The organism is Clostridium sp. CMCC3677, assembly GCF_023845585.1.
Classification (GTDB): Bacteria; Bacillota; Clostridia; order Clostridiales; family Clostridiaceae; genus Clostridium; species Clostridium aquiflavi.
Map to the genome: position 1 here is coordinate 102,714 of NZ_JAMQHS010000009.1, position 17,061 is coordinate 119,774.

The 17,061-nt window shown below is 28.0% G+C and carries 12 protein-coding genes; 11 read left to right on the forward strand and 1 reads right to left on the reverse strand.

The genetic code is table 11. The annotated features are described in order from the left end of the window. Nucleotides 1–118 precede the first annotated feature (118 nt). From ilvB to NG901_RS12555, 7 genes are all read left to right on the forward strand, one after another. On the forward strand, nucleotides 119–1,792 hold the full coding sequence (ilvB, locus tag NG901_RS12525) for a biosynthetic-type acetolactate synthase large subunit (RefSeq protein ID WP_252215132.1): 1,674 nt from the start codon (nucleotides 119–121) through the stop codon (nucleotides 1,790–1,792). Between the two features lie 20 nt (nucleotides 1,793–1,812). Further along, the gene (gene ilvC / locus NG901_RS12530) at nucleotides 1,813–2,829 is read left to right on the forward strand and encodes a ketol-acid reductoisomerase (RefSeq protein WP_252215134.1); all 1,017 of its coding nucleotides are present in this window, start codon (nucleotides 1,813–1,815) and stop codon (nucleotides 2,827–2,829) included. Between the two features lie 318 nt (nucleotides 2,830–3,147). Next, complete coding sequence (locus NG901_RS12535; protein WP_252215135.1) at nucleotides 3,148–3,390, forward strand: GIY-YIG nuclease family protein; 243 nt, start codon at nucleotides 3,148–3,150, stop codon at nucleotides 3,388–3,390. Between the two features lie 33 nt (nucleotides 3,391–3,423). Further along, nucleotides 3,424–4,425, forward strand: coding sequence for a LacI family DNA-binding transcriptional regulator (locus NG901_RS12540; protein WP_252215137.1), 1,002 nt, complete (start codon nucleotides 3,424–3,426; stop codon nucleotides 4,423–4,425). Nucleotides 4,426–4,736: 311 nt separating this feature from the next. After that, entirely contained in the window at nucleotides 4,737–6,401 is a 1,665-nt protein-coding gene (locus NG901_RS12545; protein ID WP_252215140.1) for a glycoside hydrolase family 13 protein, read from the forward strand. Between the two features lie 66 nt (nucleotides 6,402–6,467). Then, nucleotides 6,468–8,126 carry a PTS transporter subunit IIBC gene (locus NG901_RS12550; protein ID WP_252215143.1) on the forward strand — a complete coding sequence of 553 codons (1,659 nt, stop codon included), beginning with the start codon at nucleotides 6,468–6,470 and terminating at the stop codon, nucleotides 8,124–8,126. A 4-nt stretch (nucleotides 8,127–8,130) separates the two neighbouring features. Beyond that, nucleotides 8,131–8,919: an endonuclease/exonuclease/phosphatase family protein gene (locus NG901_RS12555; RefSeq protein WP_252215146.1), complete on the forward strand. Its 789-nt coding sequence runs from the start codon at nucleotides 8,131–8,133 to the stop codon at nucleotides 8,917–8,919. A 41-nt stretch (nucleotides 8,920–8,960) separates the two neighbouring features. Here NG901_RS12555 and NG901_RS12560 read toward each other — a convergent pair whose 3' ends face one another. Next, nucleotides 8,961–9,452: a MarR family winged helix-turn-helix transcriptional regulator gene (locus tag NG901_RS12560; protein ID WP_252215148.1), complete on the reverse strand. Its 492-nt coding sequence runs from the start codon at nucleotides 9,450–9,452 to the stop codon at nucleotides 8,961–8,963. A 344-nt stretch (nucleotides 9,453–9,796) separates the two neighbouring features. Here NG901_RS12560 and NG901_RS12565 point away from each other — a divergent pair, with 344 nt between their 5' ends. From NG901_RS12565 to NG901_RS12580, 4 genes are all read left to right on the forward strand, one after another. Beyond that, nucleotides 9,797–11,023 carry an efflux RND transporter periplasmic adaptor subunit gene (locus tag NG901_RS12565; RefSeq protein WP_252215150.1) on the forward strand — a complete coding sequence of 409 codons (1,227 nt, stop codon included), beginning with the start codon at nucleotides 9,797–9,799 and terminating at the stop codon, nucleotides 11,021–11,023. A 4-nt stretch (nucleotides 11,024–11,027) separates the two neighbouring features. Continuing rightward, entirely contained in the window at nucleotides 11,028–14,234 is a 3,207-nt protein-coding gene (locus NG901_RS12570; RefSeq protein WP_252215152.1) for an efflux RND transporter permease subunit, read from the forward strand. A 26-nt stretch (nucleotides 14,235–14,260) separates the two neighbouring features. After that, a complete protein-coding gene (locus NG901_RS12575) occupies nucleotides 14,261–15,418 on the forward strand; it encodes a TolC family protein (protein WP_252215154.1) in 1,158 nt (385 codons plus the stop codon). 348 nt (nucleotides 15,419–15,766) lie between these two features. Then, nucleotides 15,767–16,813, forward strand: coding sequence for a transglutaminase domain-containing protein (locus tag NG901_RS12580; protein ID WP_252215156.1), 1,047 nt, complete (start codon nucleotides 15,767–15,769; stop codon nucleotides 16,811–16,813). The last annotated feature ends 248 nt before the right edge of the window (nucleotides 16,814–17,061 follow it).

The following is a 17,061-nucleotide window of genomic DNA, read 5'->3' on the forward strand; positions in this document are numbered from 1 at the left end:
TTAACAAAGCGTTGATACATGCATAAGCAAAGTGGCATTGTATGTATCAATGCATATTTTCAAAACATAGTTAAATTAATACGCAGATAGCAATAAGTAAAGCAAAGGGGTGAATAAAATGTTATTAACGGGGGCTGAAATATTGATAAAGTCTCTTGTTGATGAGGGTATAGACACAGTTTTTGGATACCCAGGAGGGGCTGTTTTAAATATATATGATGAATTATATAAATATAAAGAGAAGATTCGTCATGTTTTAACTTGTCATGAACAAGCAGCTGCACATGCTGCAGATGGATATGCAAGGGCAACTGGTAAAGTTGGAGTATGTATAGCAACATCAGGACCAGGAGCTACAAACTTGGTTACAGGAATAGCAACAGCTTATATGGATTCAATTCCTATGGTAGCTATCACAGGAAATGTAGCTAAACCACTTCTTGGTAAAGATAGTTTTCAAGAAGTAGATATAGCTGGAATTACAATGCCTATTACAAAGCATAATTATATTGTAAAAAATATAGAAGATCTTCAAGAGGTAATAAGAGAGGCATTTTATATAGCTGAAGAAGGTAGAAAAGGTCCTGTTTTAATAGATATACCAAAAGATATAACATCTAATAAAACAGAATATAAAAATTTGATTCCTAAAAAAATAACTAAGGGAATAGATAAGATAAAAGAAGGTTCATTTCATGAGGCTATAAATTATATAAATAATTGTAAAAAACCATTTATATATGCTGGGGGCGGAATTGTTTCTTCTGAGGCAACAGAGGAATTAATAAAGTTTTCAGAAAAAATAGGAGCACCTGTATCTACTTCTTTAATGTGTACTTCTGAATTCCCATTTGATCATAATTTATATACAGGAATGATTGGAATGCATGGAACAAAAGCATCAAATGTAGGTGCGACTCAATGTGATTTATTAATAGTATTAGGTGCAAGATTTAGTGACAGAGTTATAAGTGATCAAAATCATATTAAAAATGCAAAAATAATTCATATAGATATAGATCCAGCAGAAATAAATAAAAATATAAAAGTAGATTCATCAATAATTGGAGATTTGAAATATGTATTAAATAAATTAATACCGTTAGTAGAAAAAAAGGAGAATAAAGAATGGATTAATTTTATAGATTCTCTTAAAGGAGAAAAGCACATAGATGAAAGCAACAATGGGGAGTTAACACCAAAGTTTTTATTTGATAAGCTGAATAAACTAAATGATGGTAGTTTTATAATTACTACTGAAGTTGGACAACATCAAATGTGGGCTTCTCAGTATTTTAATTATACTAATAGAAGAAGTTTCTTAAGTTCTGGTGGACTTGGAACTATGGGGTATGGCTTTGGAGCTGCTATAGGTGCTCAAATAGGTAAGCCTAATAAAAAAGTATTTAATATTGCTGGAGATGGAAGCTTTGGTATGAATTGCAATGAGATGGCTACAGCAGTTAAAAATAAATTACCATTAGTAGTTATAGTTATGAATAATAATGCACTAGGAATGGTAAGACAATGGCAAACATTATTTTATGAAAAAAGATATTCAGAGACGACTTTAGATAGGCAAACAGATTATGTTAAGCTTGCAGAAGCTTTTGGTGCTAAGGGGTTTAGGGTTGAAAAAAGAGAAGATCTTGAAGAGACTTTAAAGAAAGCAATTGCCTCAGAAGAACCTGTTTTAATAGATTATGTAATAAGCAATGATAAAAAAGTTTTTCCTATGGTTGCACCTGGTGCACCCATTAATCAACTTATGAGTGAAGAAGATATAAATTAAATAATTAGGGGGACGTTAAAATGACAAAAATGTATTATGAAAAAGACACAGATTTAAATTCATTAAAAGGAAAGACTATTGCAGTAATAGGCTATGGTAGTCAAGGGCACGCTCATGCATTAAATGCTAAAGAATCAGGATGTAATGTAATTATAGGTTTATATGAAGGTAGTAAATCATGGGCTAAAGCAGAAGCACAAGGATTTGAAGTGTTTAGCACAGCTGAGGCAGCAAAAAAAGCTGATATAATCATGATTCTTATAAATGATGAATTACAAGCAGCAATGTATAAAAAGGATATTGCACCAAATCTTGAAGCAGGAAATATGTTAATGTTTGCTCATGGTTTTAATATTCATTTCGATCAAATAACAGCACCTAAGGATGTTGATGTAACAATGATTGCCCCAAAAGGACCGGGACATACAGTAAGAAGTGAATATCAATTAGGTAAAGGAGTTCCTTGTCTTGTAGCAGTGCATCAAGATGCAACTGGTAAGGCTTTAGAAACTGCACTTGCATATGCAAATGCAATTGGTGGAGCAAGAGCTGGTGTGCTTGAAACAACATTTAGAACAGAAACAGAAACTGATTTATTTGGGGAACAAGCAGTTCTTTGTGGTGGTGTTTGTGCTCTTATGCAAGCGGGTTTTGAAACATTAGTAGAGGCCGGATATGATGAAAGAAATGCTTACTTTGAATGTATCCATGAAATGAAATTAATAGTAGATCTTATTTATCAATCAGGTTTTGCTGGAATGAGATATTCAGTTTCAAATACAGCTGAATATGGTGATTATATTACAGGATCTAAGATAATTACTGAAGAAACTAAGAAGACTATGAAGAAAGTACTTAAGGATATTCAAGATGGAACTTTTGCAAAAGATTTCTTATTAGATATGTCTGAAGCAGGAGGACAAGCTCACTTTAAAGCAATGAGAAAATTGGCAGCAGAACATCAATCAGAAGCAGTTGGTAGTGAAATACGTAAACTTTATTGTTGGAATAATGAAGACAAACTAATAAATAACTAATAAATTATATTAAGATGCAATATGGTTAGAAGAAGAACATAAATTTTTATCACAATTTTATGCACAGTTTTTGTAGATAACAATTTCATTTATTAAAAAAAGTGTGGATAACTTTAAAAAATGTGGATTCATTAAATTTGAATCCACATTTTTATTTTACCCCTGGGGTGTAAAATTTTCCAAAAGTTAGATTCATAAATATATATTTATACGAAACTTATTTTATGCAAGCGCTTTTATTTATCATATAAAAATATTGACTACTTTATGTTATAATAGTTACTAATAACATATAAGAAAATTTTGGGGAATTTATATATGAATTATGTTTATATTTTAGAATGTTCAGATAATACTTTATATACTGGATGGACAAATGATTTAGAGAAGAGAATAAAAATGCATTCTTCAGGAAAAGGGGCAAAATATACAAGGGGGAGAACTCCAGTTAAACTTTTGTATTATGAAATCTTTGAAGATAAAAAAGAGGCTATGAGAAGAGAATATAAAATAAAAAGGTTAACGAGATTACAAAAGCAAGAATTAATAAAAACAAAATAACATATTTTAAGAATAGAGAATTTGGAGGATGTTATGAAGGTTACTATAAAAGATGTGGCTAAAGAAGCAAATGTTTCAACTTCAACTGTATCTAGAGTATTATCAGATAGCAGTCAGATTAGTGAAGAAACTAAAAGTAAAGTAAGAGAAGCTGTTAAAAAGTTAAAATATAAACCTAATGCAATAGCTAGAAGCTTAGCAAATAATAAAACAAGAATAATAGGTGTAATACTTCCAAATGAAGCACAAGATTTATTAACAAATCCATTTTTCATTCAAGCAATGAAGGGTATGAGTGTATATGCTCAAAGTAAGAATTATTATATTACTTATGCATTTAGTAAAGATGAAGCACATGAAGCACACCATGTAAAGGATTTTATAAGTAGTAATTTAGTAGATGGAATTTGTTTGTTAAGAGCTAAATCTGATGATAGCAATATAAAATATTTAAAAGAAACAGGTTTTCCATTTGTTGTTATTGGTAGACCAGAAGAAACTGATGGAATTTTATGGGTAGATAATGACAACTTTAAAGCGACGTATGATTTGGTTAATAATTTAGCTAAGCGAGGAAAGAAAAAAATAGCTTTTTTAGGGGCTAGAAAAGAATGGAATTTAACTAAAGATAGAGTAAACGGATTTAAAGTATCATGCCAAATGAATGGAATTAATATAAAAGAACAATATATAATAATTAAAGAAGAATTTACTGAGCAAGAGGGAATTGAAGCTACAAAAGAACTATTGAAATATGGAATTCCTGATGCTATTGTAGCAGAAGATGATATGATGGCTTTTGGTGCATTGAAAGTCTTTAAAGAAAAAAATTTAAAAGATATTTCTATCATAGGATTTAATAACACACAATTAGCTGAATTTCAAAATCCACCGTTAGCATCTGTTGATATAAATGCATATGAACTAGGATATTATGCATCTAAAATACTAATAGATTCTTTAGAAAGTAATAATAAAGAGGTAGATCATTATATAATTGATACTAACTTAGTAATTAGAGATTCAATAAAATAATAAATTTTATTGAATCATATATAACAATTTGCAACCGATTGCGAAGAAATCCTTTGTAATTATGAGAAAAAATATGAAAACTAAAGAATTATATATAATTTTTATCTTAAAAAGAAAAAAATTCTTTTGTAATCGGTTATAAAAATTGATATAATCAAAATACAAAAGTGAAGAAAATACCTAGATTTAAATACAAATGATAAATTTAAGTTACTAAGAATGTAATTAAATAGTGGCTTTGTTAGTATATAAAATGAGTCATTTAATTTTTATATTTTATGCAACCGATTGCGAAAGGAATGTATTTATTAATGAAAAAAAATTGGTGGAAAGAAGCAATAGGTTATCAAATTTATCCTAGAAGCTTTAAAGATTCTAATGGGGATGGAATTGGTGATTTAAGAGGAATAATATCTAAGTTAGATTATTTAAAAGACTTAGGAATAGATGTAATCTGGATATGTCCAATGTACAAGTCTCCTAATGATGATAATGGATATGATATAAGTGATTATCAAGATATAATGGAAGACTTTGGAACAATGAGTGATTTCGATGAATTATTAACAGAAGTTCATAAAAAAGGTATGAAATTAATTATTGACTTAGTTATCAATCATACTAGTGATGAACATAAGTGGTTTATAGAATCTAAGTCATCTAAAGATAGTCCTAAAAGAGATTGGTATGTTTGGAAAGAAGGCAAAGATGGTGCTGAACCTAACAATTGGGAAAGTATATTTAAAGGTTCTGCATGGGAATATGATGAAAATACAAAAGAATATTTCTTACATCTATTTTCAAAAAGACAACCTGATTTAAATTGGGAAAATCCTGATGTTAGAAACGAACTATATAAAATGGTAAATTGGTGGTTAGACAAAGGAATTGATGGATTTAGAGTTGATGCTATAAGTCATATTAAAAAAGATCAAACTTTCGAAGACATTAAAAGTCAAGGAAATGAAAGATATGTATCTTCATTTGAAAAGCACATGAATTTTCCGGGTATACATAGATTTTTAGCTGAACTTGCAGATAAGACTTTTGAAAATTACGATATTATGACTGTTGGTGAAGCTAATGGAGTTGATTCTGAAGAAGCAGAACTTTGGGTTGGCGAAGAAGATGGAAAATTTAATATGGTATTTCAATTTGAACATCTTGATTTATGGGATTATGATTCAGATTCTAAATTATCAGTTGTAGGTTTAAAGAAAGCTTTAACAAAATGGCAAAATAATCTAAATGGTGTTGGCTGGAATGCATTATTTATAGAAAATCATGATATTCCAAGGGTTGTTTCAACTTGGGGAAATGATAAAAATTATAGGGTAGAATGTGCTAAAGCATTAGGTTTAATGTATTTTATGCAGCAAGGAACTCCTTTTATTTATCAAGGACAAGAACTTGGTATGACCAATGTTAAATTTGAAAACATAAATAAATATAATGATATTAAATCGGTAAATATATTTAATGAGAGAGTGGAATCAGGGATTTCAGAAGAAGAAGCACTTAAAGAAATATGGGCAATATCAAGAGATAATTCACGTACTCCAATGCAATGGGATAATAGTGAAAATGCTGGATTTTCAAATAATAAACCTTGGATAGATATTAACTCAAATTATAAAGAAATTAATGTTGAAGCACAGTTAAGAGATTCTAATTCAGTGTTAAATTTCTATAAAAAAATGATACATACTAAAAAGAATAGCGAAACTTTAAGCTATGGTGAATATAAACTTATCTTAGATGAAGATGAAAATATATATTCATATATTAGAATTTTGGGTGATAAGAAATATATGATAATATGCAATTTATCAGATAATGAAAATTTATATAAATATGAAAAAGAAACATTAAAATTTGAAAACTTAATTTTATCAAATTACGAAGTAGATAAACATGATGAAATTAGTAGTATAAATTTAAAACCATGGGAATGTAGATTATATAGATTAATGTAGTAATGAATCTATTATGGGATAAGGGTATTGAGAAAAAATAATTATAATAAGGATAGGTGAAGAGTAATGGAAGGAAAGAGAGAAAAACTATTTTCATTTGAATTTTGGCAAAAGTTCGGTAAAGCGCTTATGGTAGTTGTTGCTGTAATGCCAGCAGCAGGATTGATGATTTGTCTTGGAAAATTAATAGGAATGTCTGGAGATTTAGCTTTAATGCAAACCATTGCAAGAGTTGTTGAAGACTTAGGTTGGGGTATTATTGGTAATTTACATATTCTATTTGCGGTTGCAATTGGTGGATCTTGGGCAAAAGAACGTGCAGGTGGAGCATTTGCAGCATTAATAGCATTTATACTTACTAACCGTATTACAGGAGCTATTTTTGGAGTTAGTTCAGCAATGTTAGCGGATAAAACTGCAACAGTAACATCACTTTTTGGAAAACAATTAATAGTTGGAGATTATTTTACATCTATACTTGGAGCACCAGCTCTAAATATGGGAGTTTTCATTGGAATTATTTCAGGGTTTTTAGGAGCCACATTATATAACAAGTATTATAACTTTAATAAATTACCTAATGCATTATCATTCTTCAATGGTAAACGTTTTGTTCCTTTTGTAGTAATTGTAGGATCAGTAGTTATGGCAATAGCACTTTCAATTATATGGCCATTTGCTCAATCAGGATTGAATGCCTTTGGTGTATGGCTTGCAGCATCTAAAGATACAGCGCCAATATTATCACCATTTGTATATGGATGTTTAGAACGTTTACTATTACCATTTGGATTACATCATATGCTTACAATACCAGTAAACTATACTGAATTAGGCGGGGTTTATACTATTTTAACTGGAGCTAATGCTGGACATGTTATAGCTGGTCAAGATCCATTATGGTTTGCATGGATATCAGATTTAATAAATTTAAAGGGTGCAGGAGATATGTCTTCATATAATAATTTATTAACAACGGTTACACCAGCAAGATTTAAGTATGGTCAAGTAGTTCTTTCAAGTGCTTCATTAATAGGGGTTGCACTTGCAATGTATAAGAATGTTGATGAAGATAAGAAGCATAAATATAAATCAATGTTTTTATCAGCAGGACTTGCAGTATTTTTAACAGGGGTTACAGAGCCAATAGAATTTATGTTTATGTTTGTATCACCAATTCTTTATGGAGTATATGCAGTTATAACAGGTATAGGATTTGCTTTAGCAGATATTATTAGCGTAAGAATACAAGCTTTCGGATTTGTTGAATTTTTAACTCGTGTACCTATGTTCGTAAGAGCAGGTTTATCAATGGATTTAATTAACTTTGTAATTAGTGGGGTTGCATTCTTCTTCTTAAATTACTTTACATTTAATTTCTTAATAAAGAAATTTAAGATTGCTACTCCAGGAAGAAGAGGAAATTATATAGATTCAGAAGAAGATGAATCTTCAAAAAACTCATCAAATTCAAATACATCAGGTGATGAATTAGCAGTAAAAATAATTTCATTATTAGGTGAAAGAGAAAATATTGTAGATGTTGATGCTTGTATGACTCGTTTAAGGGTAACAGTAAAAGACAAAGCTTTAGTTTCTGATGAAAAAGATTGGAAGAAAAATGGAGCTCTTGGTTTAGTAATAAAAGATAAAGGGATACAAGCAATATATGGACCAAAAGCTGATGTTTTAAAGTCAAATATTCAAGATATATTAGGAGTGTAGTAAAGTGAAGTTATTAACTTTAAATTGTCATTCTTGGCAAGAAGAGAATCAAATAGATAAAATAAAGTATTTAGCTAAGATAATAAGGGAAAAAGATTATGATGCAATGGCATTTCAAGAAGTAAGTCAATCTATTGATGCAAAAAGTATTGATGGTAATCTAAAAGAGGATAACTTTGCAGTATTATTACAAAAAGAATTAGCTAAAAATAATGCTAATTATAATTTCTTTTGGGATTTTTCCCATATAGGTTATGAAAAATATGAAGAAGGTTTAGCTATATTTACTAAACATAATATAATTAATGAAAAATCATTTTTTATAAGTAAAGGAACAGAGAGAGAGTATTGGAATACTAGAAAAATTGTAAAAGTCACATTTGAGTATAATAATGAAAATATAGATCTTTATTCTTGTCATCTAGGATGGTGGGAAGATGAAGAAGAGCCATTTAAACATCAAGTGAAAAAATTATTAGAAGAAAATGTTTCTAATAATATAACATTCTTTATGGGTGATTTTAATAATAATGCGTTTATAAGAAATGAAGGATATGATTATTTACTTAATAAAGGTCTAATTGATACATTTAATATATCAAAAGAAGCTGATAGTGGAATTACAGTCAAAGGGAAAATAGATGGTTGGGATGAAAATAAAGATAAATTAAGATTAGATCTGATTTTAAGTAATAAAAATTTAGATGTTATAACATCTAAAGTAATATTTAATGGAATAAACAAAGATGTAATATCTGATCACTACGGTGTTGAAATTAGCCTAAACTTATAAATTAAAATAAATGAAAAATAAGACGAATGATTTCATCTGTCTTATTTTTTTTCTATTTTTTGCATTATATCGTATAGCTTTGATACACAATCACTTAATGCGTATAAATCATCATCATCTAAAATTTCAATTTTACTTGCCAATTTAGCTTTTGCAGCATTTCTGAATTTTTCAAATATATCTAATGCCTTTGCAGTTAATTCAACTCTAAGTATTCTTCTATCTTTAGAATCTGGATATCTATTAACTAGACCGTATTCTATAAGCTTATCTATTATGGGTGTCATATTAGATTTAGATATACCTAAATTACTAGCTATTTGAGATATTGGTGAAGAATTTGATTTATGAAGATATAGAATTACTTTTGTATGAGACGGTGGCATAGGAAATTCATTCATATAATCTTCAACTTCTTTTGGTGGTTTAGGAAAATTTTTTATAAACTCATTTTCACTAAATATATTATTTTTAACTAAAAATAAAAAAGTTAATAAAGAATCGGAAATTTTATCTAAATCTTGTTTATGCATTAATTTAACTCCTTAATATGCGTTCATACGTTATAGTATAAAATAAATTATAAACTAATAACTATTTATATACAAGATAGAAAAGTTATTGACTTAGAATAATTATAAATTTATAATTAATTATATTTTATCAATTAATACTAATATTAATAAAACTTGACTATTAATGGTGTTTTTTACAACTGAATGATATTTTAAGTATGACAGATAGTTAAAACAATGTTGATATTTTAGTACAAAGTTTATGGACAGAATGCCATTTTTCTTTTGGACTATAATATCAACATTAATTTAAAATATAGATTAATTTTAATATTACATTAGAAGGGTTGGAGGCAATAAGTATGAAAAAATATTTAGCATTATTATTAATATTTAATATGATGTGGCTAGTTGGATGTGGAAACAAAGATGTACCAAAAGAACAAGAAAAATCCATAGCGGTATCGGTTAAAAAATCAAAAAATAGCGAGATAGAAAATAAAAATGTATTTACAGGTACTACTAAAGTAGCAACTGAAACCTCTATTACAACAGAAATGGCTGGAACAATAGAAAAAACATATGTGTCACTTGGACAAGAAGTTAAAAAGGGGGATATACTTTTGACTTTAAAAGGTGATGATGTTAATAATAGTGTTAGTCAAGCAAAAGCAGCATTGGATTTAGCACAAGCAAATTATAATAATACTACAAGTGGAAGTATAGAAAGCCAAACAAATCAATTAGAAAATTCGGTGAAACTTGCTCAATTACAATATGATGAAGCAAAAAGAAATTATGATATGTATACTGCATTGTATCAAGGAGATGCAATAAGTGAAGATCAATATAAAAAAATAGAGCTTAGCTTAAATCAAGCTAAACAACAATTAGATATAGCTGAAAAATCATATACAACAACAACTGAAAAAAATATTCCTGAGTTACAAGAATTAGCAGAGAAGCAATTAGAACAAGCTAAAGTATCATATGATGTAGCAGCAAGTAATTTAAATAAACTTACATTAGTATCACCAGTTGATGGTGTAATTACAGCTAAAAATTGTGATTCAAATGAAATGATTAGTCAACAACAACCAGCATTTATTGTTTCTAGTCCAAATACCTTAGAAGTGAATATAAATGTAGCTCAAGCTGATATAAATAAATTTTCAGCAGGGCAAGATGTAGAAGTTATAATAGATGGACAAACTATTAATGGTAAAGTTGAATATGTGCCTTTAGTTGTGGATTCACAGACTTCTTTATACCAAATAAAAATATTAATAGATAATTCATCAAATGCTTTAAAAGCAGGAATGTCAGCAGAAGTTAATTTGAGTCTAGAAAAGAATGAAAACACAATAACTATTCCTAAAAAAGCTTTATTTGAAGAGGATGGTAAGAAATATTTATACATAGTAAATGATGAAACTAGAGCTATAAAAACAGCAGTAGAAACAGGGATAGAGACATCAATAGATGTTGAAATTAAATCTGGAATTAATTCTGATGATACAGTAGTTGTTGGAGGAATAACACTTATAACTGATGGAAGTAAAGTATTTCCTGTAGAAAAGGAGGACTAAGATTATGAATTTAACTAAAACTTCAGTTAAACGTCCTCTTACAATAATAATGGTATTTTTGGTTGTTATTATGTTTGGTTATATAGGCTATTTGAAGATGCCAGCTAACTTAATGCCGGATATAGAAATACCAGTAGTAATGGTAACAACGCAATGGGCAGGAGCGGGTCCTGAAGATATAGATGAACAAATAAGTGAAAAAATTGAAGAAAAATTATCGGCAATATCTAATGTTAAAAAGACTGTTTCTATGTCTCAAGAAAGTGTTTCAATGGTTGTGGCACAATTTGAATATGGAACAGATTTAAATGAAATATTGAATGATGTAAGATCAAAGGTAGATTCTGTGCAATCAACTTTACCTGATGATGTTACAAAGTCTACTGTTCTTAAAATGGATATGAATGCGCAAGCAATATCTCAATTAGTTATCTCTGGTGGACACAGCTCGGAAGCATTAATGAAATATGCAGAAGATACTATTCAATCTAAAATTGAATCAGTAGCTGGAGTTACTGAAGCAGGAATTAATGGTGGAGATAAATCACAAGTAAATATAACTGCTGATCCTGCTATTTTATCAAATTATGGAGTTAGTTTGCAGACTATAAAAAATACTTTATCAGCTACTAATAAAACTTTTCCATATGGTTCAATAATTCAAGGTGAAGATAAAATAGTCTTAAGAGGTATTGATGAATTAAATTCGTTAGAAGATGTAAAACAAGTTCAAATACCAGTAAGTGGTGGAAAAACTGTTAGGTTAGATAAGATCTGTGATGTTGATTATGGATTTGCTGAGAAACAAGCTATATATAGGTATAATGGTCAAAATAGTTTAGTAATAGATATACAGAAACAGCAAGATGCAAATACTGTACAAGTTATGAAGGATGTTCATAAAACAGTAGAAAAACTTAATTCAGAAAATCCTGAATATAAAATTGAAGTAGTTAATGACTCTAGTGAATATATAAATGATTCAATTAAAAGTGTAATGCAAAATCTTGCTATAAGTGCTGTTATTGCGTTTTTAGTAATTTTTCTTTTCTTAAAAAATATGAGGGCATCATTAGTTGTTGCTATTGCAATTCCTACATCAATAATAGGTGCTATTGCATTACTTTATTTTACAGGTGAAACTCTTAATATGGTAACACTAGGTTCACTTGTAATAGCCGTAGGTATGGTTGTTGATAATGCAACGGTTATTATAGAAAATATATTTCAATATAGGAGAGACACTGTATTGGATATTGATGATTGTTCTATAAAAGGTGCTCAAACTGTAACAAATGCAATTGTAGCATCAACATTAACAACAGTAGCTATATTTTTACCAATTTTATTTACTGAAGGATTTACTAAGATAATGTTTGGTGCTTTAGCGAAGACACTTATATATGCATTGTCATTATCTTTAATAGTAGCAATAACATTGGTTCCTAGTATTTTTGCCAAATTAAGTAAAGGTGAAAATGCTAAAAAACTTGTTGAAAAACAATCACCTATTTTTGATAAAATTAGTAAAAGATATAGAAGTATATTGAAAATCTCTTTAAATCATAAAAAGATAGTTGTATTTATAAGTATTTTATTATTTATTGGGTCTATATTTGGAGCAGCATTTATAGGTGTTGATTTTATGGCATCAACAGATGAAGGAAAATTAAGTATATCTATAAGTTTGCCAGAAGGTCTTGAATTAAATGCTAGTGACTATTATGTATCTATGGCAGAAAATAAAATTGCAGATATTCAGGAAATAAAAACTACTATGACAACTTTGTCTTCAGGATCAAAATCTAGTAGTGGTACAAGTGCTAATATAGCTGTAGAGTTAGTTCCTGAAAAGGAAAGAAAGAAATCTACAGAGGATATAGAAAAAGAAATTGTTGAAAGAATGGCCACTGTGCCTGATTGCGAAGTAAAAGTTAATATGAGTAGTAGTATGGTTGGTGGTTCAGATGGAGTTTCACTTGAACTAAAAGGACCAGATATAGATGTTTTAGAAGAAATAGCAAAACAAGCAGAAGTAAAATTAAATTCATTAAGTGGATTTAGAAATGTAACAACGTCTTTAGCTGATACAACAAAAGAAGCACAATTTAAAATAGATAAGGATAAAGCTCAACAATACGGTATAAATACATCAGGAATAGCTGGTTTGTTACGTACAGCAATAAATGGGGATTCTGTGACAACAGCTACAATAGATGATTATAAAGTTGATGTTAATTTAAAATTTCAAGAATCAAGTATTGATAGTTTAGATGATATAAAACAAATTAAAATTTTATCTCAAAGTGGTCAAGAAGTTCCAATTGGAGTATTTGCAGAGATAACTATGGAAGATAGTTTGAAATCTATTTCTAAAAGTGATGGAGATTATACTATAACTATTTCAGCAACAGTAGATGATTTAGATATAGGTACTGCATCAAAACAAGCTATGAATGCTATAAACGAATTAGATTTACCAAGAGATTATAGTATTTCTTTTGGTGGAGCAACAGAAATGATGAATGAATCAATGAGTGGATTGATATTTGCTATGGTTATAGCAATAATACTTGTTTATATGGTAATGGTTGCTCAATTTGAGTCATTTAGCAAACCATTTATTATAATGTTTTGTATACCATTTGCATTTGTTGGAGTTGTTTTTGCATTAGTAATAACAAGGGCAAATCTTAATGTTGTAGGAATGCTCGGTTCTATATTATTAGTCGGTATAGTTGTTAATAATGGTATAATTTTAATAGATTATATTGAACAACTTAGAAAGGCTAAACCAAATGATAATTTAACAGATGTAGTTGCTATTGGATCGGCAACTAGACTTAGACCAGTTCTTATGACTACAATGACAACTGTTGTAGGAATGATACCAACTGCATTATCTTTTGGTAGTGGTGGAGAAACAATGCAACCTCTTGCAGTAGTAATAATAGGAGGACTTTCAGTATCTACATTAGTAACACTTATATTAATACCTACTATTTATATGATATTTGATAAATTAGAAAAGAAATTCTTTAATAAATTTAATAAATTAAAAGATAAAATAACTAAAAAAGTAAATAATTTATCTTTTAGAAATAAAGAAAAAATAGATACTAATAATGAAGAGGCAAACTATGATATAAATTTAAAACAAATAGAAGAAAAAACTGAAGAAATACTAAATAATAACGATGAAAATAAATAATAAGCTTTTAGAGAGGAGATTATATAATGAATAATAGTTTAAAAAGATTAGTTGCATTAACTATTGCTGGTTTAATAACTTCAGCCTCGCTAATTCAAATGCCAGTAAATGCAAATACCTCTAAGCCAATATTAAGTTTAGAGAAGGCTATAGATTCGGCAATAGATAATAGCTATCAGATAGTATTGAATGAAGAAAAACAGGATATGCTTGAGGAAAAAGATGATTTTTATGAAGATGTTGATATGGATGATAATGGATATAATGATATACAAATGAGTCAAAATGAACAAAAAAGAAAATTTTTAGAAGATCAGATATCTGTAGATGTAACTAGTAAATATAATTCAATAGTAATACTTGAAAAAGAATTAGAAAACATAGGGATAGATATAGACATTAAAACTAAAGAATATGAAAACATGGAGCTAAAGAAAAAAATAGGATTAGTTAGTACAATTGAAATGCAAAATGCTAAAGCTGAATTAGAAAAACTTAAAGCTGATAGAAAATCAAAAAAACAGGAACTAAAGAATAGTAAAAAAGTTTTTGAAATAATAACAGATATAGATGTTGAAGATTATGATTTAGAGGACGATGTTAAATTCAAACAATTAAAATTAGATGAATCTTTAGATTCTTACCTTGATGAGAGAATCGATACTTATTTTAGATATAATAAAAAATTAGCTGATTGGGTTGAAGATAACTATTCAAGTACAGCAGGCTCTAAACCAGTACCTCCAAATGAAAATGATTATAAGGATGAAGAGGGAAATACTAAACCTGAATATAAAGATGCGTTAAAGAATTGGTCAACTAATTATTATAATTGGATATCGGCTTCTTTAAAAGATATAGAAAGTGAATATAATGCAAATACAGCAATGAATTCGGTAAGTGATGCAAAGAGAACAATGAAACAAACATTGCTTACTACTTATACAAAACTTGTGACATTAGAAGGTAATATAGTTTCAATGAAATCACAGCTTGATGTATTGTATAACAAAACTAAGATAACTAAGCTTCAATATGATCTTGGACTAGCTACAAAGCAAGATTATTATAAGCAACTTTTGACTACTGAACAATTAGAAGTTAGTTATAATTCTTTAATTAACAGTTACAATGATTTAAAAGAAAAAATAGATAAGCCTTGGACACTTTCTTCAGGAATGTAACATAAATTTAGCTATGTTTTAGCTTTGTATTTATATATGCATAAGTAAAGTGGACAGAGTAATTGAACTTATAAATACTATACTCTTTTAGTGTTTATAAGTTCAATTTCATATTACCTCCTGTATTGATAAATAGATATGTATAATTTGGAATTTTCATTAAGTTGAAATATATAGTATAATTACTAATAAATTATGAATACATCTTAGTAATACACTCTATTTTAATAATGTTTTGATATTATAGTAAAAATTCGTGGATATAGGAGTGTATTTTAAGAATTTAAAAATACAATATAACAATTAATTAATTTATATTAATTAAGTAAAATATTTAGGGGGAGTAGAATGAACCGATTAAAAAACACATTAAAAGTAATATTAATAGGAATAATTATAATAGCTTCTACAAACATAAATGTTTATGCATCAGAAACGTTTTATGATTCTAATAAATTAAAAAATGAAATTTATGATAATTTAAAAGATTGGGAAACAGAATTTACTCTTAATTATTTTGGTGATAATATTCAATCTGTATTAGATAGTGCAATAGATAGTGAGGATTACTTAGAAAGATCAGTGTCTTCATATAATATTAAAATTAATGGAGCAAAAAATAAATTTACAATACAATATAGAACAACTAAATCTCAAGAAGATTTTATAGATAGCGAATTAAAAAGAATAGTAAATAATTTAATAGATCCTAATATGAGCACAATAGATAAAGTTATAGCTATAAATAATTATTTGGTTAAGATATACAAATATGATTATAGTATAAAGTCTGATAATGTATATTCTGCATTAACAACAAAAGAAACTATTTGCCAAGGTTATGCTATGACAGCATATAAAATGTTTAAGATATTAGGAATAGAATCTAGAATAGTTAGTGGTACTATGAATGGGACAGGACATGCTTGGAATTTAGTTAATATCAATGGAAATTGGTACAATTTAGATATAACTAATAATGATAATATAATTAGAGATAAATATTTACTTGTCAGTGATGATTTTTTGATAAACAATGGATTTTATTGGAATAAGTCTAAGTATCCAACTGCATATTATAACTATTATAATATTCCAAAGACTTTTACAGATTACAATAATGATAATGAGAAGGATGTATCGAGTTATTATAATGGTGGATATTGGTACAGTGAAAAAGGCTATTGGCACTATTTTAGATTTAGTGGAAGAGATGCAAGAGGATGGCTTAAAAACGATGGGAATTGGTATTACTTTGATAATGATGGAAAAATGAAAGTTGGTTGGATATTAGATAATGGAACATGGTATTATTGTTATTCAAATGGACAAATGGCTTATAATACAATGATAGGAAAATATAAATTAGATGGTAGTGGAGCTTTAGTAAATTGATATTTCAGAAAATGAGTCTAATTTGGTGTAATTTGTATTAAATTATCAATAAAAAAATTAAATATATAGTAAAAACTTAATATACATTTAAAAAACACTTATATTTTTATGCAAGAAAAAAATATAAGTGTTTTTTTTGAATAAAAGTATTAAATTTTGTAGAATTTTATGCCAAAAGATATATATTATATTGTAGACAAACTCAAATTATATGATAAAATAAATCCATAGGCATGAAATCAGTTGAT